At 60.4% G+C, this 23,406-nt stretch carries 20 protein-coding genes; 17 read left to right on the top strand and 3 right to left on the bottom strand.

What is annotated here, in order from left to right:
• Positions 1-998 precede the first annotated feature (998 nt).
• Genes AD665_RS06950 through AD665_RS06940 form a run of 3 tightly spaced genes read left to right on the top strand, consistent with a single transcriptional unit; the run spans position 999 to position 3,461 of the window.
• Positions 999-2,024 (top strand): aminoglycoside phosphotransferase family protein, encoded by a 1,026-nt coding sequence (locus AD665_RS06950; RefSeq protein WP_024777416.1) that lies wholly within the window; start codon positions 999-1,001, stop codon positions 2,022-2,024.
• The gene (murU, locus tag AD665_RS06945) at positions 2,021-2,692 is read left to right on the top strand and encodes an N-acetylmuramate alpha-1-phosphate uridylyltransferase MurU (protein ID WP_053191489.1); all 672 of its coding nucleotides are present in this window, start codon (positions 2,021-2,023) and stop codon (positions 2,690-2,692) included. The genes AD665_RS06950 and murU overlap by 4 nt, the downstream gene beginning before the upstream one ends.
• A gap of 1 nt (position 2,693) precedes the next feature.
• Positions 2,694-3,461, top strand: coding sequence for a TerB family tellurite resistance protein (locus tag AD665_RS06940; RefSeq protein ID WP_024777418.1), 768 nt, complete (start codon positions 2,694-2,696; stop codon positions 3,459-3,461).
• A gap of 102 nt (positions 3,462-3,563) precedes the next feature.
• On the opposite strand, the gene AD665_RS06935 is transcribed toward AD665_RS06940, so the two are convergent.
• On the bottom strand, positions 3,564-4,559 hold the full coding sequence (locus tag AD665_RS06935; protein ID WP_024777419.1) for an alpha/beta hydrolase family protein: 996 nt from the start codon (positions 4,557-4,559) through the stop codon (positions 3,564-3,566).
• 74 nt (positions 4,560-4,633) lie between these two features.
• Here AD665_RS06935 and AD665_RS06930 point away from each other — a divergent pair, with 74 nt between their 5' ends.
• The 10 genes from AD665_RS06930 (at position 4,634) to trpE (ending at position 17,062) form a co-directional block, all read left to right on the top strand.
• A complete protein-coding gene (locus AD665_RS06930; RefSeq protein ID WP_053191487.1) occupies positions 4,634-7,030 on the top strand; it encodes a PAS domain-containing sensor histidine kinase in 2,397 nt (798 codons plus the stop codon).
• 115 nt (positions 7,031-7,145) lie between these two features.
• Positions 7,146-7,775: a response regulator gene (locus tag AD665_RS06925; RefSeq protein WP_024777421.1), complete on the top strand. Its 630-nt coding sequence runs from the start codon at positions 7,146-7,148 to the stop codon at positions 7,773-7,775.
• 334 nt (positions 7,776-8,109) lie between these two features.
• Positions 8,110-9,234, top strand: coding sequence for an ABC transporter ATP-binding protein (locus AD665_RS06920; RefSeq protein WP_024777422.1), 1,125 nt, complete (start codon positions 8,110-8,112; stop codon positions 9,232-9,234).
• Between the two features lie 53 nt (positions 9,235-9,287).
• Positions 9,288-10,331, top strand: coding sequence for an ABC transporter substrate-binding protein (locus tag AD665_RS06915; RefSeq protein ID WP_024777423.1), 1,044 nt, complete (start codon positions 9,288-9,290; stop codon positions 10,329-10,331).
• A 191-nt stretch (positions 10,332-10,522) separates the two neighbouring features.
• Positions 10,523-11,770, top strand: coding sequence for an ABC transporter permease (locus AD665_RS06910; RefSeq protein WP_024777424.1), 1,248 nt, complete (start codon positions 10,523-10,525; stop codon positions 11,768-11,770).
• Between the two features lie 12 nt (positions 11,771-11,782).
• A complete protein-coding gene (locus tag AD665_RS06905; RefSeq protein WP_024777425.1) occupies positions 11,783-12,607 on the top strand; it encodes an ABC transporter permease in 825 nt (274 codons plus the stop codon).
• Between the two features lie 185 nt (positions 12,608-12,792).
• Positions 12,793-13,941 (top strand): iron-containing alcohol dehydrogenase, encoded by a 1,149-nt coding sequence (locus AD665_RS06900; protein ID WP_053191486.1) that lies wholly within the window; start codon positions 12,793-12,795, stop codon positions 13,939-13,941.
• Positions 13,942-14,019: 78 nt separating this feature from the next.
• Entirely contained in the window at positions 14,020-14,694 is a 675-nt protein-coding gene (gene rpe, locus AD665_RS06895; RefSeq protein ID WP_024777427.1) for a ribulose-phosphate 3-epimerase, read from the top strand.
• Positions 14,691-15,509: a phosphoglycolate phosphatase gene (locus AD665_RS06890; RefSeq protein WP_024777428.1), complete on the top strand. Its 819-nt coding sequence runs from the start codon at positions 14,691-14,693 to the stop codon at positions 15,507-15,509. The genes rpe and AD665_RS06890 overlap by 4 nt, the downstream gene beginning before the upstream one ends.
• A 71-nt stretch (positions 15,510-15,580) precedes the next feature.
• The gene (gene trpE, locus AD665_RS06885) at positions 15,581-17,062 is read left to right on the top strand and encodes an anthranilate synthase component I (RefSeq protein ID WP_024777429.1); all 1,482 of its coding nucleotides are present in this window, start codon (positions 15,581-15,583) and stop codon (positions 17,060-17,062) included.
• A gap of 131 nt (positions 17,063-17,193) precedes the next feature.
• Here trpE and estP read toward each other — a convergent pair whose 3' ends face one another.
• On the bottom strand, positions 17,194-19,092 hold the full coding sequence (estP, locus tag AD665_RS06880; protein WP_053191670.1) for an esterase EstP: 1,899 nt from the start codon (positions 19,090-19,092) through the stop codon (positions 17,194-17,196).
• Between the two features lie 402 nt (positions 19,093-19,494).
• Here estP and AD665_RS06875 point away from each other — a divergent pair, with 402 nt between their 5' ends.
• Genes AD665_RS06875 through AD665_RS06860 form a run of 4 tightly spaced genes read left to right on the top strand, consistent with a single transcriptional unit; the run spans position 19,495 to position 22,680 of the window.
• Positions 19,495-20,088 carry an aminodeoxychorismate/anthranilate synthase component II gene (locus tag AD665_RS06875; protein ID WP_024777431.1) on the top strand — a complete coding sequence of 198 codons (594 nt, stop codon included), beginning with the start codon at positions 19,495-19,497 and terminating at the stop codon, positions 20,086-20,088.
• A 9-nt stretch (positions 20,089-20,097) separates the two neighbouring features.
• Positions 20,098-21,147, top strand: coding sequence for an anthranilate phosphoribosyltransferase (trpD, locus tag AD665_RS06870; protein ID WP_024777432.1), 1,050 nt, complete (start codon positions 20,098-20,100; stop codon positions 21,145-21,147).
• Entirely contained in the window at positions 21,144-21,980 is an 837-nt protein-coding gene (gene trpC, locus AD665_RS06865) for an indole-3-glycerol phosphate synthase TrpC (protein WP_024777433.1), read from the top strand. Before trpD ends, trpC begins: the two co-directional genes overlap by 4 nt.
• Before the next feature lie 4 nt (positions 21,981-21,984).
• Entirely contained in the window at positions 21,985-22,680 is a 696-nt protein-coding gene (locus AD665_RS06860) for a lipoate--protein ligase family protein (RefSeq protein WP_024777434.1), read from the top strand.
• Here the strand turns inward: AD665_RS06860 and crp are convergent.
• Positions 22,677-23,321: a cAMP-activated global transcriptional regulator CRP gene (gene crp, locus AD665_RS06855; RefSeq protein ID WP_024777435.1), complete on the bottom strand. Its 645-nt coding sequence runs from the start codon at positions 23,319-23,321 to the stop codon at positions 22,677-22,679. The two genes, AD665_RS06860 and crp, sit on opposite strands and share 4 nt — an antisense overlap.
• Positions 23,322-23,406 lie beyond the last annotated feature (85 nt).

The raw sequence follows: 23,406 nt of genomic DNA, 5'->3' as shown, positions 1-23,406 counted from the left end.
GGTTCACTCAGAGTTCATGCGACGAAAGACCACGCAGAAGTCTGCCCGGTTTCCCGTGGGGTAATGTTCCAACCCCTATCCGGTCCATTACAGTCCGGCTTTCGCTTTCTCTGCGATCCCATACCCGCACAGCCAACAGTTCACCTTACGGATCCCCTGCCCTAAGGCAGCTGTACGGGCTTACCACGTTCCCCGCCTGTCACACGACTGGGTTAGAGCCTGCCTTTTCACCGGAGGCGTTATAGCGACGTATTCCCACATCCCACAGGAATAACTGGCCTCGTACCTTTTGGTTAATGCCTGTCAGCAGCTTAGGCACGTCTATCCTTACGATGTTTATTAGCAGTTCACATATGTTGCCCATACCAGCCAGCCTAGCGCCTCAACCCGGTACTGCTCCGAGCATCTCTGCATTGCCTCGCAGCAAGTGCAGACCCGTTTGGGGGCTACGTTGTTGGAAAAGCTTCACACCTCATCGTTGCCAATGACGCATGTTTTCCTAGGCTGTCGTCGGTCGCACAACGAGTCCGCTGCCGTTCATTATTTGAAGCGGTTGGACAATGACAGACAGAGCTTTCGCTTGTGTCTCCGACTTGATAAGAGCGAGAGCTGACGGGGCTCCGCGCTCTATGAGATTGTTACCTCCTATTGCTGATACAGGAGGTAATCCCAGCGGGGATTACTTCCCGCGTGGGTTGAGCCCTTGGGGGGCTTATGGATAAGGTGCGCTTCGGAGTCGAAAATACGGTCCGTGATCGTTGATTTAAGCGCTAAACGATCTGGCATTTGCCACCGCCGCTGCGGCAAGTCCTTGAAGGCATTGGACTTCTGAGCAGTTTTGGTTCTCGGGATTGGGTGCCCGAGCTATTGGTTTCTTATGAAACCCTTCAAGATGACTTTACACCTCGAAGTTTGGAGACACGCCGCGCGTGTCGCACAAGATGCTGGATAATAAAGCATGACCCGCTTGACGGCTAGGGCCGTCGGAGACCCTTGCAATGCCCGACCACGATGTACGTTTGCAACACCTGAAAGTTTGGCTCGATGAGCAACTCCCGATCCTTTTTGCCGCACAAGGCTGGGGTGTCGTACCCCCGGCCACATTGACCGCGGCCAGCAGCGACGCGAGTTTCCGACGTTATTTCCGCTGGGAAGGCGAGGGCCGCAGCCTGATCGTGATGGATGCACCGCCGCCCCAGGAAAACTGCAAACCCTTCGTGGATATTGCGTTTTTGCTGGCGAAATCCGGAATTAATGTGCCGAAAATTTATGCAGAAGATCTCGAGCGTGGCTTTCTTTTGCTCAATGACCTGGGCAATCAGACCTATCTGGACGTGATCGACGGGAAAAATGCCGACGATTTGTTCCGTGATGCCCTGCAAGCGCTGCTGGCTTTCCAGCAGTTGCCAATGGTCGCGCCTTTACCCAGCTACGACGTTGCGTTGCTGCGCCGGGAGCTTGAGCTGTTCCCCGAGTGGTACGTCAAGCGCGAACTGGGCATCGAGCTCGATTCGGCACAGCAGCAGCTCTGGCAGGAGGCCAGCGACCTGCTGATTGATAGCGCCCTGGCCCAGCCCAAAGTCCTGGTGCATCGCGACTACATGCCGCGCAACCTGATGATCAGCGAACCGAACCCGGGTGTGCTGGATTTCCAGGACGCGGTCTACGGCCCGGTGACCTACGACGTGACGTGCCTGTTCAAGGACGCCTTTCTCAGTTGGCCTGAAGCGCGTGTGCGTGGCTGGCTGGAGGATTACTGGCGGCAAGCTGGCGCGCTGGGTATACCGGTCCAGCCGGATATCGAAGACTTCCTGCGGGCCAGCGACCTGATGGGCGTACAGCGCCATCTCAAGGTCATCGGGATTTTTGCGCGCATCTGTCACCGCGATGGCAAGCCGCGCTACCTGGGCGATGTGCCGCGCTTCTTTGCCTATATAGAAGCCGTCCTCGCACGTCGTCCTGAACTGGCGCAACTGCAGACCTTGTTGTCCAGCCTGCCTCGCCCGGCGGGAGCGACGGCATGAAGGCGATGATCCTGGCGGCGGGCAAGGGCGAGCGCATGCGCCCCCTGACTCTGACCACTCCCAAGCCGCTGATCCGTGTCGGCGGTATTCCATTGATCGAATACCATCTGCAGGCGCTGGCCGCGGCCGGCTTCAGCGATATCGTGATCAACCATGCCTGGCTCGGTCAGCAGATCGAGGATCATCTGGGGGATGGTTCGCGATTTGGCGTGCGGATTCGTTATTCGCCCGAAGGGGAGCCGCTGGAGACCGGCGGTGGGATCTTCCGGGCCTTGCCGCTGCTGGGTGATGAAGCGTTCGTGGTGGTCAATGGCGATATCTGGACCGATTACGATTTCAGTGCCCTGCGTGGCTCGTTTGAAGGGCTGGCGCACCTGGTGCTGGTGGATAATCCCGAGCATCACCCAGGTGGGGATTTCATCCTGTCCGACGGAAAGGTTCACGAAGGGGAGCCGGCTGCCGACAAACTGACCTATAGCGGCATTGCCGTCCTGCACCCAAGGTTGTTCGAGGGGTGCTCGGATGGCGCGTTCAAGCTCGCACCGCTGTTGCGCCGAGCCATGGCAGGGGGGCAGGTCAGTGGCGAGCGCCTGCAAGGGCACTGGGTCGATGTGGGAACCCATGAACGTTTGATGCAAGTCGAAACCTTGATAGAAGCGAGCCGTTGATATGTGGTGGCCAGGGACTCTGATAGGAGCCGGAGCGGGCTTTGCCATAGCCAGTATTCCGGGGGCCATGCTCGGTGCGTTGTTAGGGCAGGCGCTGGACCGGCGCCTGAACCTGCAAGGCTGGGCACAGGTACGTGAGCGCCTGGGCGGTCGCCCGGCGTTGCGCAACGACGAACTGCTGTTTGTCCTGTTGGGACGACTGGCGAAAATCGATGGTCGGGTGGTCGACGGTCATATCCAGCAGGCCCGCCAGGAAATGCGTGCGCTGGACCTGAGCGAGCCGGCACAACGCCGAGCCATTGCGGCATTCAACCGAGGCAAGTCTGGAAACGACCGCTTGCGCGGTTATCTGCGCCGTCTTGGCACTCAGCCCCATGCCGCTGAAGGCGTGCTGCGGGCCTGCTGGCGAATGGTCTGGGCTGACGGTCGCGCCGGCGCCAGCGAGCGTGAGTTGCTCGTCCAGTGGGGCAAGTGGCTGGGCTGGACACCCCAGCAGGTCCAGGCGCTGGCGATTGATTACGAACCACAGAAACCGTCGCTGCCCAACAGCGGCGTGACCTATCAGCAAGCGTTGCGTTTGCTGGGGGTTTCAGCCACCACCGAGCCGTCGCAGATCAAGCGGGCTTATCGTCGGCTGCTCAGTCGTCACCATCCGGACAAAATTGCCGGCAGTGGCGCAACACCCCTGCAAGTGCGCGAAGCCACGGACAAGACTCGGGAGTTGCATAACGCTTATCGGTTGATTCGGGAGCGGCGGGATTTTCGCTAGTTTCATCGAATAAATCGTGGCGAGGTTTTGGGCGGCGTCGCCGCCCGCTGGGATAGATTGCCTCACCACAAACAGGTGTCTGGCGAAAGAGCCGAATAAACCTCATTCACCCGGGTTTTGCGGGTTCAACCACCCTCGAACCCGACGAAACAGCTGCTCCTGCTGCGCCGCCGCATTGGGTAAGGCCTTGAGGGAAACCTGGCTGAAATTCGAGCCCTTCAGGCGTTTGCTCGCCTGCAAGCGCTCCAGTGCTGCGTTACGATCCAGCGCTTTATCCATGTAGAAGACGTCGGCGGTTGCCAGCTTCAAGGTTGGCGTCAGTTCGGCCAGGCCGGGCTTGGTGTTCACCGGGGACTGCGCGGCGACCATTACGAAGCGCTCTATCTGCGAAGGCTGTTTTTCGCTGAGGTAGCGCGCCGCCCAGTAGGCGCCGGTGCCATGGCCCAGCAGCACAATGCGACGCGAACTCTGTTGCTCGGCGTAGGCCAGTGCCGCGTCGATACGGGCGAAAATGCGTTCGGCACCGGCCCTGGCATTCTCCTCATCGGCTTCGGCGACGACCGGATCGACAGCGTCGGCCTCGCCACCCGCCACCTGCTCGATCGGAGCCGCCGTCGTGGCGTCCGGGGTAGCGGCAGCCGTGTCGGCTGGTTTGGTTTGCGGCGAGGCTTCCACTGCGCGCGGTGCGATAACATCGCTTTGCGGGTCCGGCAGCGTGATACTCAGGGTGTTCCATTCGACATCGGGCAGTTTTTTACGCAATGGTCCGACGACTTGAGGCCAGTCAGCCGTTTCACCAGCACCAGGGACTATGATGACCGCGCCCTTGGGGTCGCTGGTGTTGGCCGGTTTCCAGAGGGCCAGGAAGGTGTCGCTGCCGGTCTGGAGCTGTTGCTGTTCCTGGGGCGGGACTTTTCGCTCCAGCGCGGCCGCCTCTTCCTGGCTACGCTCGAGCAGGGGCTGGCGCTCGACCGGTTTTGTCTCGGAGGGTTGATCCGTCGCGGTAGGCGCCGGTTCGTCAGCCTGTACAGAAAACGCACTCGGCAGGATCAGCGACAGGCACAATGCTGGCATTGCCAGGCGGTGGACAAAGGGCATCGGATATTCCAGGGCCAGAAGTATTTCCGGCAGCCTAATGGGTTGGTCAGTATTTGTCAGTGCGTGAGACTTCAATGATGCGTTTTTGCTGCCTGTGGGTTATCGGCTGTTTATGGCTTCCCTTGATGACGTGGGCTGCGCCCGCGCCCTCTGCCCATGGGGTGCAATTGAGTGCTGAGCAGCGTCAATGGTTGGCAGAACATCCCCAACTGCGGGTTGGCCTGGTCCTGCAGGCGCCATATGCGCAGTACGATCGACGCTTGCAGCGCCTGTCCGGCACCAACGTCGAGTTGATGCAGTGGCTGGGCAAGGTACTGAATGTCGAGTTGACCTGGCGCAATTTCCAGGACGTGGCGCAACTGGAAGCCGCTCTGCGCGATGGTGAGGTGGATATCGCCCCGGGCCTGACCCAGACCCCGGCAGGACTCAGGCTTTGGCTGTTCTCCGACCCGTACATGCGCGTACCGCAGTTGATTGTCGGCGAGCAAAAGGGGGCTGAGGGTGTGGAGTTGGAAAAGCTCGACGCTCAGGTCCGGGTGGCGGTGCGCATGCCCAGCGCCACGGCGGACTACCTGCGTGGCACCTATCCGACGTTGAATCTGCAAGGCGTACCGATGGAGCGTGAGGCTCTGCAACTGCTGCTCAGTCAGCAGGCCCGGTACGCTGTGGTCGACGAGGCTCAACTGGGAAGGCTCATGATCGAGCCGGAGTTCGCCGAGCTGGTTGTGGTCGGCGACATCGGCTTGCCGCAACTGCTGCGGGTCGCTACGCGTCGGGACTGGCCGGAGTTGGCCGAGATAGTCGACAAGGGGCTCCAGGCGATTCCCGCCAGGGAACTGGAGCAACTGCACAGCCGCTGGCTCAAACCCAAGTATCCGCGCCTGACCGAAACCCCGGGTTTCTGGCAGAACCTGACGCTGTTGATGCTGGCCTTGCTATTGAGCAGCGTCGCCATCGTATTCTGGCAGCGTCGCCAGCAACGTGGTCTGGAGCGTCGTCTGCGCTCTGCACGCGACGACATCGCCCAGCGTGCCGCCAGCGAAGAAGCGCTGCGCCTCACCCAGTTTTCCATCGATCAAAGTACGGTAGGCATTCTCTGGGTCAACTGGGACAGCCATGTGCGCTATGCCAACCGCGCTGCCGAAGCCATGCTTGGCTACGGACCCGGTGCGATTATCGAACGCCCCTTGATCGACTTCGAGCCGGGGCTGCACATGGATCGCTGGTTGAACCTATGGAAGCGTGCTCGGGCTAGCGAGGACGGACCCCAGAGTTTCGAGACCGAGTGCGTAAGGGCTGATGGCAGTATCCTGCCGGCCGATGTTTCCCTGAGTTTTCTGCGTTTTCGTGATGCGGAATACCTGGTGGTCTACCTCAATGACGTGACCGAGCGTCGTCGTGCGCTGGCGGCGTTGCGCGAAAGCGAAGCGCGCCTGCAAGGCATCGCTGCCAACGTGCCGGGCCTGGTTTTTCGCCTGGAGCGGGCACCGGTGACCGGTCAGATCGATTTTGCCTATATCAGCGAAGGCAGCGAAAGCCTGGTGGGTTACTCCCCAACGACCCTGGCTCGCAGCGACACCGGCTTGCGCAGCCTGGTGCATCCGGACGACAAGGCCGATTATCACCGCACCCAGGATCAGGCTCTGGACAGCGACAGTGACTGGTCGTGGCAGGGTCGCATCCTGACCCGCGAAGGCCGGGAACGCTGGGCTGAGATCAAGGCGATTACCCGTCGTCTCGAGGATGGCGCCTACGTCTGGGACGGCATCGTCTGGGACATCACCGAAAGCAAGCGTATCGAGCTGGAACTGGCCAGCTCCCGGGAGCAATTGCGCGAATTGTCGGCGCACCTGGAAAGTGTACGGGAAGAGGAAAAGGCCCGTATCGCCCGGGAAGTCCATGACGAACTGGGTCAGATGTTGACGGTGCTGAAGCTGGAAACGTCCATGTGCGAATTGGCCTATGCGCAGCTGGACCCCGGTCTGCAGGAGCGACTCAACAGCATGAAGCGCCTGATCGCTCAGTTGTTCCAATTGGTGCGAGATGTGGCGACGGCGTTGCGTCCGCCTATCCTCGATGCAGGTATTGCCTCGGCCATCGAGTGGCAGGCCCGACGCTTCGAGGCGCGTACGCAGATTCCGTGCCTGGTGCAGGTGCCCGACAATCTGCCACCCCTGAGCGATGCCAAGGCGATCGGCCTGTTCCGTATTCTCCAGGAAGCGCTGACCAACGTGATGCGCCACGCCCAGGCGCATACCGTGGAACTGACGCTGGTTCGCCAGGGTGATGAATTGTGTCTGATCGTGAGTGATGACGGTGTAGGATTTATTGCCGATACAGGTCGGCCGACATCCTTTGGGCTGGTAGGGATGCGCGAGCGGGTGCTGATCATGGGTGGGCGATTGTCCCTGGAAAGTGAGCCGGGGGAGGGGACTACCCTGGCGGTGCGGGTGCCGTTGCATGAGGGCTGATGGGTGGGTTGCCTGGGCGGGCGCAATCGCGAGCAGGCTCGCTCCCACAGGGCTATATGGACATTAATGTGGGAGCGAGCCTGCTCGCGATTGGATTCTGAATCTGGAGAAGAACGTGATCCGTGTACTGGTAGCCGAAGACCACACCATCGTCCGTGAAGGCATCAAACAATTGATCGGCCTGGCGAAGGACCTGGTGGTGGCGGGAGAGGCGAGCAACGGCGAACAGTTGCTCGAAACCCTGCGACACGTGCCCTGCGAAGTGGTGCTGCTGGATATTTCCATGCCGGGGGTCAATGGTCTGGAGGCGATCCCCAGGATCCGTGCGCTGAACAATCCACCGGCGATCCTGGTGTTGTCGATGCATGACGAGGCGCAGATGGCGGCTCGGGCGCTGAAGGTGGGCGCGGCTGGCTACGCGACCAAAGACAGCGACCCTGCATTGCTGCTCATGGCGATTCGCAAAGTTGCGGCGGGCGGTCGTTACATCGACCCGGATCTGGCCGACCGCATGGTGTTCGAAGTCGGCCTGACCGATGCGCGCCCACTGCATGCGCTGCTATCCGAGCGCGAGTTCTCGGTCTTCGAGCGCCTTGCTCAAGGCGCCAACGTCAACGACATCGCCCAGCAACTGGCCCTGAGCAGTAAAACCATCAGCACTCACAAGGCACGGCTGATGCAGAAACTCAACATCACTTCCCTGGCGGAGCTGGTGAAGTACGCGATGGAGCACAAGCTGCTCTAGGCCCGCCACAGATTCCTTGTGTGCGAGCCTGCTCGCGATAGCGGTGGGTCAGCTTGCAACAATGCTGAATGTGCCGCCGCCATCGCGAGCAGGCTCGCTCCCACAGGGAACTCGAGTTGGCATGTCCATTTGCGACATGCCTCAGAGCACGCAATTTCAGCGTTTATCCCCAAAAGCCCGGCGCTTTTATCCAATCCCGCCGTCCTTGTAGGGCAATCCCTACCCCGACTCTTCCATCCGGCTGAGGCGATTCTCTCCTGCGCCCCGATTTGCGTGGGCACGAGGCTCCACTAGGCTTGAGTCACAAGCAGTCATCAATACAAAAGGTGCGGGTATGAGCCAGGTTGATTCAAGCGCGGGGGCCGGTGATGTGCTGGTCAGCTTTCGTGGTGTGCAAAAGAGCTACGATGGCGAGAACCTGATCGTCAAAGACCTCAACCTGGAGATTCGCAAAGGCGAGTTCCTGACCTTGCTCGGGCCATCCGGCTCCGGCAAGACCACCAGCCTGATGATGCTCGCGGGTTTTGAAACCCCGACCGCCGGTGAGATCCAGTTGGCCGGCCGTGCCATTAACCATGTGCCGCCCCACAAGCGCGACATCGGCATGGTGTTCCAGAACTACGCCCTGTTCCCCCACATGACCGTCGCCGAGAACCTGGCGTTCCCACTGACCGTGCGGGGCCTGAACAAGAGCGATGTCAGCGACCGCGTCAAACGGGTATTGAGCATGGTCCAGCTGGACACTTTCGCCCAGCGCTACCCGGCGCAGTTGTCCGGCGGCCAGCAGCAGCGTGTCGCCCTGGCCCGGGCGTTGGTATTCGAGCCGCAGTTGGTGTTGATGGACGAACCCCTCGGTGCACTGGACAAGCAACTGCGTGAGCACATGCAGATGGAAATCAAACACCTGCACCAGCGTCTCGGCGTGACCGTGGTCTATGTGACCCACGACCAGGGCGAGGCCTTGACCATGTCCGATCGCGTGGCGGTGTTCCATCAGGGTGAAATCCAGCAGATCGCCCCGCCGCGCACGCTCTACGAAGAGCCCAAAAATACGTTCGTCGCCAACTTCATCGGCGAAAACAACCGCCTCAGTGGTCGCCTGCACAGCCAAACCGGTGATCGCTGCCTGGTGGAGCTGGGCCGTGGGGAGAAGGTCGAGGCGCTGGCGGTCAACGTCGGCAAGCCTGGTGAGCCGGTGACCCTGTCGATCCGTCCGGAGCGGGTGAGCCTCAACGGCGCAAGCGAACAATGTGTCAACCGCTTCTCAGGGAGGGTGGCGGAATTCATCTATCTGGGCGACCACGTCCGGGTTCGCCTGGAAGTCTGCGGCAAGAACGACTTCTTCGTGAAACAACCGATTGCCGAGCTCGACCCCGAACTGGCCGTCGGAGACGTGGTTCCGCTTGGCTGGCAGGTTGAGCACGTGCGTGCGCTCGACCCACTTCTAGAGGCGAATTGATCGCCCCCCTGCTGTAATCAACACACCAACCCTGCACGTGGAGAGAACAATAAATGTTGAGATCCCTGAAGTTCACCGCCCTGACCCTGGGCATGATGGGTGCGGCAAGCGCGATGGCGGCGGGCCCGGACCTGACCGTGGTGTCTTTTGGCGGGGCGAACAAGGCGGCTCAGGTCAAAGCCTTTTACGCACCGTGGGAAGCGGCCGGCAACGGCAAGATCGTGGCTGGCGAGTACAACGGCGAAATGGCCAAGGTCAAGGCCATGGTCGACACCAAGAGCGTTTCCTGGGACTTGGTGGAAGTCGAGTCCCCTGAGTTGTCCCGTGGCTGTGACGAGGACATGTTCGAGCAGCTCGACCCTGCGCTGTTCGGCAAGGCCGAAGACTACGTCAAGGGCGCTATCCAGCCTTGTGGCGTAGGTTTCTTCGTGTGGTCGACCGTACTGGCTTACAACGCCGACAAACTGAAAACCGCGCCAACCAGCTGGGCGGATTTCTGGGATACCAAGAAATTCCCGGGTAAGCGTGGCCTGCGCAAGGGTGCCAAGTACACTCTGGAATTCGCCTTGATGGCCGACGGTGTCGCGCCAAAAGACGTCTACAAGGTGCTGGCCGGCAAGGATGGTCAGGACCGCGCATTCAAGAAACTTGACGAGCTCAAGCCGAATATTCAGTGGTGGGAAGCCGGCGCACAGCCGCCGCAATATCTGGCGTCCGGTGACGTGGTCATGAGCTCGGCCTACAACGGCCGGATCGCTGCGGTACAGAAAGAAAGCAACCTGAAAGTGGTGTGGAACGGCGGCATCTACGACTTTGACGCGTGGGCCATCCCACGTGGCCTGGACAAGACCCGTGCCGAAGCAGCGAAGAAGTTCATCGCCTACTCGGTGGCGCCACAGCAGCAGAAGACCTACTCGGAAAACATCGCCTACGGCCCGGCCAACACCCAGGCAGTACCGTTGCTGTCCAAGGATGTCTTGAAAGACATGCCGACCACCCCGGAAAACATCGCCAACCAGGTGCAGATCGATGTCAGCTTCTGGGCTGACAACGGTGAGCAACTGGAGCAGCGCTTCAACTCCTGGGCTGCGAAGTAACCGGCATCCGAGACTGGATGGAATCCATGTGGGAGCGGGCTTGCTCGCGAAGGCGTCATCACTTCCAACATTTATGTTGACTGATACACCGCTTTCGCGAGCAAGCCCGCTCCCACAGGTTCGGGTGTTTCAAAAGAACAGGGACGGCACACCGTCCTTGTAACGATAAAAAAAGATTTGCGGAGTTCGCCATGGCCATCGCCGTTCCACTGAACGCGGGCACCAGCCCCACCTTGAAGCAGCGGCTCAAGCGCGCCGAGCGGGTCAACCGCTGGAAGGCCCAGGCCTTGATTGCACCGCTGGTGCTGTTTCTGTTGCTGGTGTTCCTGGTGCCGATCGTGGCGCTGCTGTTCAAAAGCGTCAGCAACCCGGAAGTGGTCGGTACCATGCCGCGTACCGTGGCTGCGATTGCAGCATGGGATGGACGCGGATTACCTGGGGAACCGGTGTACAAGGCCGCCAGTGAAGACTTGGCTGAAGCTCGCAAGAATCAGACACTGGGCGACCTGTCCAAACGCCTGAACATGGAATCGGCCGGCTATCGCAGCCTGCTGACCAAGACCGCTCGTGCGCTGCCGTTTGCCAGCGAGCCGGCCTCCTATAAAGAGGCACTTGAAAACTTCGATGAGCGCTGGGGCGATCCCGCGTATTGGCAGGTGATCCGTCGCAACACCAGCAATATCACCCCCTATTACCTGCTGGCGTCCGTCGATCATCGTATCGACGACCTCGGCGAACTGGCCCCGGCCACGCCTGACCAGGCGATCTACCTCGACATTTTCGCACGCACTTTCTGGATGGGCCTGGTCATCACCGCAATCTGCCTGGTATTGGCTTATCCATTGGCCTATCTGTTGGCGAACCTGCCGTCGCGCCAGAGCAACCTGCTGATGATCCTGGTGCTGCTGCCGTTCTGGACGTCGATCCTGGTGCGGGTGGCGGCGTGGATCGTGCTGTTGCAGTCCGGTGGGCTGATCAACAGTGCCCTGTTGGCCATGGGGATCATCGACAAGCCCCTGGAGCTGGTCTTCAACCGTACCGGCGTCTACATCTCGATGGTCCACATTCTGCTGCCGTTCATGATCCTGCCGATCTACAGCGTGATGAAGGGCATCTCGCCCACCTATATGCGAGCGGCGATATCCCTGGGCTGTCATCCATTTGCCAGTTTCTGGCGGGTGTACTTCCCACAGACCTATGCCGGTGTCGGCGCCGGTTGCCTGTTGGTGTTCATCCTCGCCATCGGCTACTACATCACCCCGGCATTGCTGGGCAGCCCGAACGACCAGATGGTCAGCTACTTCGTCGCGTTCTACACGAACACCAGCATCAACTGGGGCATGGCCACCGCGCTCGGGGGGCTGCTGTTGCTGGCGACCATCGTGCTTTATCTGATTTACAGCTGGCTGGTGGGCGCCAGTCGTCTGCGCCTGAGCTAAGGGGAGATCGAAATGCTGAGTCCTTACATGTCTTCCATCGAACGGGTGTGGTTCTACTGCTTGCGCACGCTCTGCGGGTTGATCCTGCTGTTTCTGATCCTGCCGGTACTGGTGATTATCCCGCTGTCGTTCAACTCCGGCAGCTTCCTGGTGTATCCGCTGCAAGGCTTTTCGATGCACTGGTATCAGGATTTCTTCGCCTCGGCCGAGTGGATGCGAGCGCTGAAGAACAGCATCATCGTGGCCCCGGCGGCCACATTGCTGGCGATGGTCTTCGGTACGCTGGCGGCCATTGGCCTGACCCGTGGCGATTTCCCGGGCAAGGCGCTGGTCATGGCTCTGGTGATTTCACCCATGGTGGTTCCGGTGGTAATCATCGGCGTGGCCAGCTACCTGTTCTTCGCGCCGCTGGGGATGGGCAACAGCTTCATCTCGCTGATCGTGGTCCACGCAGTGCTTGGTGTACCGTTTGTCATCATTACCGTTTCGGCGACCTTGCAGGGGTTCAACTACAACCTGGTTCGGGCTGCTGCGAGCCTGGGCGCTTCGCCATTAACGGCGTTTCGTCGGGTGACCTTGCCCTTGATCGCCCCGGGTGTGATCTCCGGGGCGTTGTTCGCTTTCGCGACTTCGTTCGATGAAGTGGTGGTGACCCTGTTCCTCGCCGGCCCCGAGCAGGCAACCTTGCCACGGCAGATGTTCAGCGGCATCCGCGAAAACCTCAGTCCTACCATCGCGGCAGCGGCGACGCTGTTGATCGTCTTCTCGGTGATCCTGCTGCTGACCCTGGAGTGGTTGCGTGGGCGTAGCGAGAAGCTGCGTACCGCCCAAGCCTGACGAATGTGCGAGCCTGCTCGCGATAGCATCGGATCAGTTGCCTCAGTGCTGACTGACCCTCCGCTATCGCGAGCAGGCTCGCTCCCACATTGGGTTTGTGGTGCATTCAGGCGCTGAATGGCAGAACAACCCGCAATACCGAGCTATTCTTGTGCCAGCCCATACTCGAACAAGAGGCCGCGCACATGAGTCTTTCCTCATTCAAGATCGCCCATAAACTGATCACCGGTGCTGCTGCCATCGAGCAACTGGCGGCTGAACTGACACGGCTGGATGTGGATAACCCGCTGATCGTCACCGATGCCGCGTTGGTCAGGTCCGGCACCGTAGACCTGGCTCTGCAGCACCTGGGCGGGCGCGACTACGAGATTTTCGACCGGGTCATGCCGGACCCGGAAATCGCCATCGTCGAAGACTGCATGCAGGCCTACCGCGACGGCGGCCATGACGGCCTGATCGGCCTGGGCGGCGGCAGTGCCATCGATATCGCCAAGTGCGTGGGCGTCTACGCCGGTTATCACGGCGAGCTGCAAGACATGTTCGGTGTCGACCAGGTACCCCGCAAGGGCCCGCCGATGATTGCCATCCCCACCACGGCGGGCACCGGTTCGGAGGTCACCAACGTTGCGATCCTCTCCGACAAGGCTGCGCAGCTGAAAAAGGGCATCGTCAGCGATTATCTGTTGCCGGACGTGGCACTGGTCAGCCCGCAGATGACTCTTACCTGTCCTCCCGGCGTGACCGCAGCCAGCGGTGTCGATGCGCTGGCTCATGCCGTCGAGTCCTACCTGTCGCTCAATGCCTCGCCGATCACCGATGCCCTGGCCATCGGTGCGATCAGACTGATCAGCCGAGCACTGCCCAAGGCCTTTGCCAACCCTGCTCATCTGCAGGCCCGGGAGGACATGGCAACCGCCAGTCTGATGGCCGGCATGGCATTCGGCAACGCCGGGGTCGGGGCGGTGCATGCGCTGGCTTATCCGCTGGGGGGGCGCTTCCATGTGTCCCATGGCGTTGCCAACGCCATGCTGCTGCCCTACGTCATGCAGTGGAACAAAATGGCCTGCGTGGAACGGATGCGGGACATTGCCGAAGCAATGGGCATAAAGACCGACCACCTGAGTGATCTGGAAGCCGCCAACGAAGCCGTGGAGGCCATGGCCGCGTTATGTAGTGCCGTAGAGATCCCCAAGGGCCTGAGCGGCCTGGGTGTCACCGAAGGTGTGATCCCATCCATGGCCGTAGAGGCGGCAGGGATCGAGCGGTTGATGCGTAACAATCCACGCAAACTGAGCGTTGCGGATATCGAGAAGATCTACCGCGCAGCGTATTGATCGTCGGCCACGGTGGGCGCGCCAAATCTTGAGGTATACAATGCGCGCCATCGTGATTTCGTTCAAAACAGGTGCGTCATGCAGCCCTTCGCCATTGCTCCGTCGATTCTCTCCGCCGACTTCGCCCGCTTGGGCGAAGAAGTGGACAACGTCCTGGCCGCCGGGGCCGACATCGTGCATTTCGATGTCATGGACAACCACTACGTACCCAACCTGACCATCGGCCCGATGGTCTGCGCGGCACTGCGCAAATACGGCATCACGGCGCCGATCGACGCGCACCTGATGGTCAGCCCGGTGGATCGCATCGTTGGCGACTTCATCGAAGCCGGTGCCACCTACATCACTTTCCACCCCGAAGCCACGCTGCACGTCGATCGTTCCCTGCAGTTGATCCGTGAAGGCGGCTGCAAGGCTGGTCTGGTGTTCAACCCGGCGACACCGCTGGACGTACTCAAGTACGTGATGGACAAGGTCGACATGATCCTGTTGATGAGCGTCAACCCCGGTTTCGGCGGCCAGAAATTCATTCCGGCGACTCTCGACAAGCTGCGCGAAGCCCGAGCCCTGATCGATGCGTCGGGACGTGACATCCGCCTGGAAATCGACGGCGGCGTGAACGTGGGCAACATCCGCGAGATCGCTGCTGCCGGCGCCGACACTTTTGTGGCTGGCTCGGCGATCTTCAATGCGCCGGACTACAAGGAAGTCATCGAGAAGATGCGCGCCGAACTGGCTATGGCCCGCCCATGAGCGGTTTCGAGCAGTTGTTCCCCGGCTGCCTGCCGCGTCTGGTGATGTTCGACCTCGATGGCACCCTGGTCGACTCGGTCCCGGACCTTGCGGCAGCCGTGGATGACATGCTGCTCAAGCTTGGACGTCCGGCTGCCGGCCTCGACGCGGTGCGCCATTGGGTCGGCAACGGCGCGCCCATGCTGGTGCGCCGGGCCCTGGCCAACCACATCGACGCCCAAGGGGTCGATGACGCCGAGGCTGAGCGAGCGTTGGAGTTGTTCAACGAAGCCTATGAGGGCAATCACCCGCTGACGGTGGTCTACCCCGGCGTGCGCTCGACCCTCAAGTGGCTGCACAAGCAAGGCGTGGAAATGGCGCTGATCACCAACAAGCCGGAACGCTTCGTTGCGCCGTTGCTGGACCAGATGAAAATCGGCCGCTACTTCCGCTGGATCATCGGCGGCGATACCTTGCCGCAGAAGAAGCCCGACCCGGCTGCGCTGTTTTTTGTCATGAAGATGGCCAACATTCCGGCCTCCCAATCGTTATTTGTTGGCGACTCGCGCAGCGATGTGCTGGCGGCGAAAGCGGCAGGGGTCAAGTGCGTGGCACTGAGTTATGGCTACAACCATGGCCGGCCGATCGCTGAAGAGTTTCCCACGCTGGTGATCGACGACCTGCGTCTGTTAATTCCCGGTTGCCTGGACCCGGCCGCTGAGATAACGTTGCCCGACGCTGTTCAATCCTCTTCTGGAAACGCCATCGTGGTGGTCACTCGCAAACTCTGGATGAAAGTCATGAAGGCCCTGGCCCGCTGGCGTTGGCGCGCCTGACTTGATCCTGGCCGGTTATCCGGCGCGTTTGCATACCTGACTGTCAGCTCCTCTTGCCACGAGGCACCCTCATGATCCGCGAAGAATTCCTGCGCCTGGCCGCTGCCGGCTACAACCGTATCCCGCTCGCCTGCGAAACCCTGGCCGACTTCGACACACCGCTGTCGATCTACCTCAAGCTGGCCGACCAGCCCAATTCCTACCTGCTCGAGTCGGTGCAGGGCGGGGAAAAATGGGGCCGTTACTCCATCATCGGCCTGCCGTGCCGTACGGTGCTGCGAGTCCATGACCATCGCATCAGCGTGACCCACGACGGCGTCGAGATCGAAAGCCACGAGGTCGAAGACCCGCTGGCCTTCGTCGAAACCTTCAAGGCGCGCTACAACGTGCCGACCATCCCCGGCCTGCCGCGTTTCAACGGCGGTCTGGTGGGGTATTTCGGCTACGACTGCGTGCGCTATGTGGAAAAACGCCTGGGCACCTGTCCGAACCCGGATCCTCTGGGCGTGCCGGACATCCTGCTGATGGTTTCCGATGCGGTGGTAGTCTTCGACAACCTCGCCGGCAAGATGCATGCAATTGTCTTGGCGGATCCTTCTCAGGACGATGCCTACGAGCAAGGTCAGAAAAGCCTGCAGGCGCTGTTGGAAAAGCTTCGCCAGCCAATTACCCCGCGTCCGGGGTTGGACTTCGGCAAGCAAGCCGCCGCCGACCCGGTGTTCCGCTCCAGCTTCACCCAGGCCGATTACGAAAGAGCCGTCGATACCATCAAGGAGTACATCCTGGCGGGCGACTGCATGCAGGTGGTGCCTTCGCAACGGATGTCCATCGACTTCAAGGCCGCGCCCATCGATTTGTACCGGGCACTGCGTTGCTTCAACCCGACGCCTTACATGTACTTCTTCAACTTCGGTGATTTTCACGTCGTGGGCAGTTCGCCGGAGGTGTTGGTGCGGGTCGAGGACAACCTGATCACCGTGCGACCGATTGCCGGTACTCGCCCTCGCGGCGCCACGGAAGAAGCGGATCGGGCGCTGGAAGAGGACCTGTTGTCTGACGCCAAGGAAATCGCCGAGCACTTGATGCTGATTGACCTGGGACGCAACGATACCGGCCGGGTTTCGGAGGTCGGCTCGGTGAAGCTGACCGAGAAGATGGTCATCGAGCGATATTCCAACGTGATGCACATCGTGTCGAACGTCACCGGACAGTTGAAGGCCGGGCTGACGGCCATGGACGCCTTGCGGGCGATCCTGCCGGCGGGGACCTTGTCCGGTGCGCCAAAAATCCGCGCGATGGAAATCATCGATGAACTGGAACCGGTCAAGCGTGGTGTATACGGTGGTGCCGTGGGTTATTTCGCCTGGAACGGCAACATGGACACCGCCATTGCCATCCGGACAGCCGTGATCAAGAACGGCGAACTCCATGTGCAGGCCGGTGGCGGCATCGTTGCCGATTCGGTACCAGTGCTGGAATGGGAAGAAACCCTGAACAAGCGCCGGGCAATGTTCCGTGCCGTGGCGCTGGCCGAGCAGACTTCGCGCGACTGAGTTCGCCTGCATCTGTGAGCCACAATCACTGTGGGAGCGAGCCTGCTCGCGATTGACGGCGGCACTTTCAAGGACAATATGTCTGATGTGTCGCCACCGCGAGCATGCTCGTTCCCACAGGGTTCCGTCGATCAGAAGTCCAGGCTGACCCCGACATTCACCCCTTGCTGGGTGAAATCATCATCCTTGCGCAATGTATAGCCGCCCCGCAGCGCCAGATCGTTGGTCAGCTTATGGCTGATCCCCAGACTCAGGCGATTCAGGTGGCTCTGTGGCGTATAGCCTTCAAGCGTGAAGTCGTTGGCCGGCAGGCTGTTGAGGGCAATATTCACCTTCTGCGTGTCATCTTCATACCCACGTTCGTGGGCATATTCGCCAAACACCTGGGTCTGGCGGGTGAAGTTGTATTTGCCCTGTAAGCCAATGCCCAGGCGTTTCGAGTCACGGGTCTGATCATCGAATGTCAGGGCCGTGGAACGGTTGCTCTTCTCGGAATAACCGTCGACTTCCACCTTCGCGTAATCGGCACTGATGAACGGTGACAGGTGCCATTCACTGCCGGGCTGGGCAATGTCGTAGCCCACGCGACTGCTGAACGCCCAGAGACGACCGTCGGTATCGCCTTTTTCCTGTGCCTGGCTGGCGCCCAGGTCGAACTTGCGTTCCAGGTTGTCGTAGTCGAGCTTGCCGCCGGTCAGCGCAGCATCGGCCCACCAGCGATTCTGCTGGAACTGGGCAAAGGCGGTGGCCAGGTAGCTGTTGAGCGTGTAGTCCGAGTCGTTATGACCTGCTTCCATGTCCTGGCGATAGAAGCCGGCGGCCACCCCGACGCGCCAGGCTTCGCTGAGGCGGTAACTGCCTCCGATATTCAGGCTCTGGCCACTGCCATCGGCGCTGGCGCTGTTGCTCTGGCTGTCCAGGTCCAGATGCTGGCCGCCGCCCGCGACGATCGCTCGCCACTGGCCGACCGCCTGCCAGCTGTCCCGGTCCGATTGCCATTGGTTGCGCAGTTCATCCTGATGGGCGCGGAGCGTCGAATGAGCCATTTCGGGTAGCAATGTCAGCTCCCACGGCGCCGAGAGCAGGGAGTATGCGTAGTCGGCGATCAGCTTCTGTCCGGCTTCGGTAGGGTGGACCGAGTCGTTGTAGACCAGTTTGCTCGGGTCAGGTGTGGCGCTGTGGATGCCATAGGTGGTGTTTTCGGTGCAGCTGTTGCCGCTGAAGCAAGTAGCGATGAGATTCGTACCGCTGGCAAAGCCGAACCGTGCGGGATCAGCGAAGCTTTCCTGCAACAACAATGGAATGTTCAGAGGGATGACTTCGGCGTCGATACCTTGCAGTCGGGTGATCAACTGCTGGTTGAACTGATTGCTTAGCTGCGAGACGGCATTCTGCAAAGGGGTTCCGTTCAAGGCTGGCGTCAGGCCCAGGTCGGGCAGCAGCCAGACCATCAGGTATCGGGCGCCCGCTGTTTGCAGGGTCTGGACACTGTTGGCCAGGCGGTCCGCGGCGTCCTGCGCCTGCCGAGGGGTCAATACCAGGCCCTGGAGAAAGTCGTTGCCGCCACCGGAAATGTAATACAGCGCATTCGGGTCTGCGCGCAGCCCGTTGGCCAGGTAGCCGGCACGACTACGCTCGCCGGTATCGGAAACGGTGGTGAGCGAGTCGAGAATCTGATCGGTGCGATAGCCGCCTACGGCCCAGTTGTTGCCGTCCGCCAGTCCCGCGTTGGCACGGGCTGCCGAGGTGGAGGCGGCGGTTTCATCCGCGGAGTAGCCCAACCGTTCACCCAGCAGTTGGGTGGCATTGGCGGAATAGACTTCGCCGCTGCCATCCAGGTAGATCGGGCCGGTGCGGTTGGTAAAGCGCCGGGTCGCTCCGGCCGGGCCGTCGGGGTCGGTGAGCTGGCCGGCGTCGTTGAGGCTGTCGCCGAAGACGATGAAGCTGGAGTAGGGGGCTGCGCTTGTGTGGATGCTGGTCATCGCCAGCAAGCAAGCGGTGACAGGTATGAACAACGTTTGTTTGATCATGGGCAAAGTCCGTTTTGTCTTGTCGTTGTTGGAATAACGACAGCGCCAGACCTTTTGCGTTCGGCCATCCATCCGGAACGTTGTGATTGTTTGCAAGCCCTTCGGCTCGCTCATATTGCGCGCTCCGCCCAGCTAAGCTACTGTGCCCGGACGTATGAACGAGACTTCCCCCGTGTCGATTGTCAGCAAACTTCTGGATCAAATGATCAAGGCTCACGCCCGTTGGCGTTGGCGCGCCTGACCGTTCTCTGCCGGCCTTGCCGGACCTGTACCGATTTGCCTTCTTTGCCCGTTTGAAAGCCGTTTCGCTGGCGCACGATTTGCCCGGCCAAGCGCAGCACCGTGCGGGTTCTCTTCGAAGGCTGTATTTAAAGTCAGTGAATTCAATAGGTTGCTTACGCCATGTTGCTGATGATCGATAATTACGACTCCTTTACCTACAACGTTGTGCAGTACCTCGGCGAGTTGGGCTCCGAGGTGAAGGTCGTGCGCAACGACGAATTGACCATTGCCGAGATCGAAGCTCTCAAGCCTGAGCGCATTGTGGTGTCACCAGGGCCGTGCACGCCGACCGAGGCGGGTGTCTCCATCGAGGCCATCAAGTATTTCGCGGGCAAACTGCCCATCCTCGGCGTCTGCCTGGGCCATCAATCGATCGGCCAGGCCTTTGGCGGCGACGTGGTGCGGGCCCGGCAGGTCATGCACGGTAAGACCAGCCCGGTATTTCATGAAAACAAGGGCGTGTTCGAGGGCCTGAACCGTCCGCTCACCGTCACTCGCTATCACTCCCTGATCGTCAAGCGCGAAACCCTGCCGGACTGCCTGGAACTGACCGCCTGGACCCAACTGGAAGACGGTTCGGTGGATGAAATCATGGGGCTGCGCCACAAAACGTTGAACATTGAGGGTGTGCAGTTTCACCCTGAGTCCATTCTTACCGAACAGGGCCACGAACTGTTCGCCAACTTCCTCAAACAAACCGGCGGCACGCGCTAAGGACTTTCCATGGATATCAAGACAGCCCTGGGGCGTATCGTTGGTCATCTCGATCTGAGCACCGACGAGATGCGCGACGTGATGCGCGAAATCATGACCGGACAGTGCACGGATGCGCAGATTGGTGCATTCATGATGGCCATGCGCATGAAGAGCGAAAGCATCGACGAAATCGTCGGCGCGGTCTCGGTGATGCGCGAGTTGGCGGACAAGGTCGAACTCAAGACCCTGGACGGCGTTGTGGACGTGGTGGGCACCGGCGGTGATGGTGCCAATATCTTCAACGTGTCAACTGCCTCGGCCTTCGTCGTCGCGGCCGCCGGTTGCACCGTCGCCAAGCACGGCAATCGAGCGGTTTCAGGCAAGAGCGGCAGTGCCGACTTGCTGGAAGCGGCCGGTATCTACCTGAACCTGACGCCGGTCCAGGTGGCGCGCTGCATCGATAACGTGGGCATCGGCTTCATGTTTGCCCAGACCCATCACAGCGCCATGAAGCATGCGGCCGCACCACGTCGCGACCTGGGCCTGCGTACCCTGTTCAACATGCTCGGCCCGCTTACGAATCCGGCCGGCGTGAAACATCAGGTGGTGGGCGTGTTCAGTCAGGCGTTGTGCCGGCCGTTGGTGGAAGTCTTGCAGCGCCTGGGCAGCAAGCACGTTCTGGTGGTCCATTCGAAGGATGGCCTGGACGAATTCAGCCTGGCGGCACCGACCTTCGTGGCTGAACTTAAAAATGACCAGATCAGCGAATACTGGGTCGAACCTGAGGACCTGGGTATGAAGAGTCAGAGTCTGCATGGCCTGGCCGTGGGTGGACCGGCCGAGTCGCTGGAGTTGATCCGTGATGCCCTGGGGCGTCGCAAGACCGAGAATGGCCAGAAGGCCGCGGAAATGATCGTGCTCAACGCCGGTGCTGCTTTGTACGCCGCCGACCACGCCAGCAGCCTCAAGCAAGGCGTGGAACTGGCCCATGACGCATTGCATACCGGCCTGGCTCGGGAGAAGCTTGAAGAGCTGGGCGCCTTTACTGCCGTATTCAAAGTGGAGAACGAAGGATGAGCGTGCCAACGGTTCTGGAAAAAATTCTGGCCCGCAAGGCTGAGGAAGTAGCCGAGCGCAGGGCCCGGGTCAGTCTGGCCGAGTTGGAAAGCCTGGCGCGTGCAGCGGATGCTCCCCGTGGCTTTGCCAACGCACTGATCAATCAGGCGAAGAAAAAACATCCGGCCGTGATTGCCGAAATCAAGAAGGCTTCACCCAGCAAGGGTGTGATCCGTGAGCATTTCGTACCAGCCGATATCGCCCGCAGCTACGAGAAGGGCGGTGCGACTTGCCTCTCGGTGCTCACTGATATCGATTTTTTTCAGGGTCACGATGACTATCTGAAGCAGGCGCGTGCAGCGTGCAGGTTGCCGGTGATTCGCAAGGACTTCATGGTCGATCCCTATCAGATCGTGGAAGCCAGAGCCTTGGGTGCCGACTGCGTGCTATTGATAGTCTCCGCGCTGGACGACGTGAAAATGGCCGAACTGGCCTCCGTCGCCAAGGATGTGGGGTTGGATGTGCTGGTGGAAGTGCATGATGGCGACGAACTGGAGCGGGCCCTGAAGACCCTCGACACCAAACTGGTCGGCGTGAACAACCGCAACCTGCACACCTTTGAAGTCAGCCTGGAAACTACGCTGGATCTGTTGCCGCGTATCCCCCGTGATCGCCTGGTCATCACCGAGAGTGGCATTCTCAATCGGGCCGATGTCGAGCTGATGGAAGTCAGCGATGTGTACTCGTTCCTGGTGGGGGAGGCGTTCATGCGGGCCGAAAATCCGGGTACGGAGTTGCAACGCCTGTTCTTCCCCGAGCGTGGCACTCCGGTGACGGGTTCGGCGCTGGATTGATCCGATGCCGTCGGTGATCTCTCTTTGCGTCGAAGCTGGACTGCAAGCCGAACAGGAGCTGTTGGCCAGTATCTGCGCGGGCGATGCCGAATTTGGCCTGCTGTTCTGGCGACCCAATGACCGTGCGTTGGTGATGCCGCGCCGTTTGAGTCGCCTGCCGGGGTTCGACCTCGCTTGCGAAGTTTCGGCTGCCAACGGCTGGCCTGTCCTGCTGCGCGAAACCGGTGGCGAGCCGGTGCCGCAATCGGCCGCGACGGTCAATATTGCGCTGGTCTATGCACCACCCCGTAGCGAAGGCGACCACGGTCGGATCGAAACCGCGTATCGCCGATTGTGCGATCCCATCTGCCAGTTGCTGGACGAGCTGGGCGGTGTGGCTTCGCTGGGCGAGGTGGACGGAGCGTTTTGCGACGGGCGATTCAACGTCAATCTCGACGGCCGGAAAATGGTCGGCACCGCTCAGCGCTGGCGTCAGAGCAAGGGGGGGCAACGCCCGGTAGGCCTGGTGCATGGGGCACTTTTGCTGGAAAACGAACGCGAGTCGATGGTCGCCGCAGTCAACCGCTTCAATGAAACCTGCGGTTTGGAGCAACGCGTGCGTGCCGAGAGTCACATCGCCCTGCACGAGAAATTCCCGGCCCCCCATGCGCTGGAGCGACTTGAGGGACTTTATCGTGATCTATTCCGCGCACTGGTCTAGCGCGTTCCGAACACCACCATGGTCTTGCCCTTGACGTTGACCAGGTTGCGTTCCTCCAGATCCTTGAGTACACGACCCACCATCTCCCTAGAGCAACCGACAATCCGACCGATTTCCTGCCGGGTGACCTTGATCTGCATGCCGTCGGGGTGCGTCATGGCATCGGGTTGCTTGCACAGTTCCAACAGGCAGCGGGCGACTCGACCGGTCACGTCGAAGAAGGCAAGGTCGCCTACCTTGCGGGTGGTATTGCGCAGGCGCTGTGCGATTTGTCCGCTAAGTACGTAAAGAATGTCAGGATCTTGCAGGGATAACTCCCTGAATTTGCTGTAGCTGATTTCCGCGACCTCACATTCGATCTTGCTCCGTACCCAGGCGCTGCGTTCCTGTTCCTTGCCGGCCTGTTCGAACAATCCCAGCTCACCGAAGAAGTCTCCGGAGTTGAGATACGCGATGATCATCTCCCGCCCGTCATCGTCCTCGATCAGGATGGTGACCGAGCCCTTGATGATAAAAAATAGCGTTTCGGAACGGTCGCCTGCGCAAATGATGTTGTGTTTGGCTGGATAGCGCCGACGCTGGCAATGCATCAAGAGTTTGTCGAGGTTCTTGATCTTGAATGTGGGAGTAATGGCAACCATGGTTGTGTCCCGAAATACTGCGCGGAGTGTTGGTCTGGTTTTTCTTATGGGCGCGAATGGCAAATCGCTACGAGCTGGCGATACG

Origin of the sequence: Pseudomonas corrugata, from assembly GCF_001269905.1 — a bacterium.
Taxonomy (GTDB): domain Bacteria; phylum Pseudomonadota; class Gammaproteobacteria; order Pseudomonadales; family Pseudomonadaceae; genus Aquipseudomonas; species Aquipseudomonas corrugata.
The sequence above is the reverse complement of the archived record's forward strand: the minus strand, read 5'-3'. Positions and strand labels throughout refer to the sequence as shown.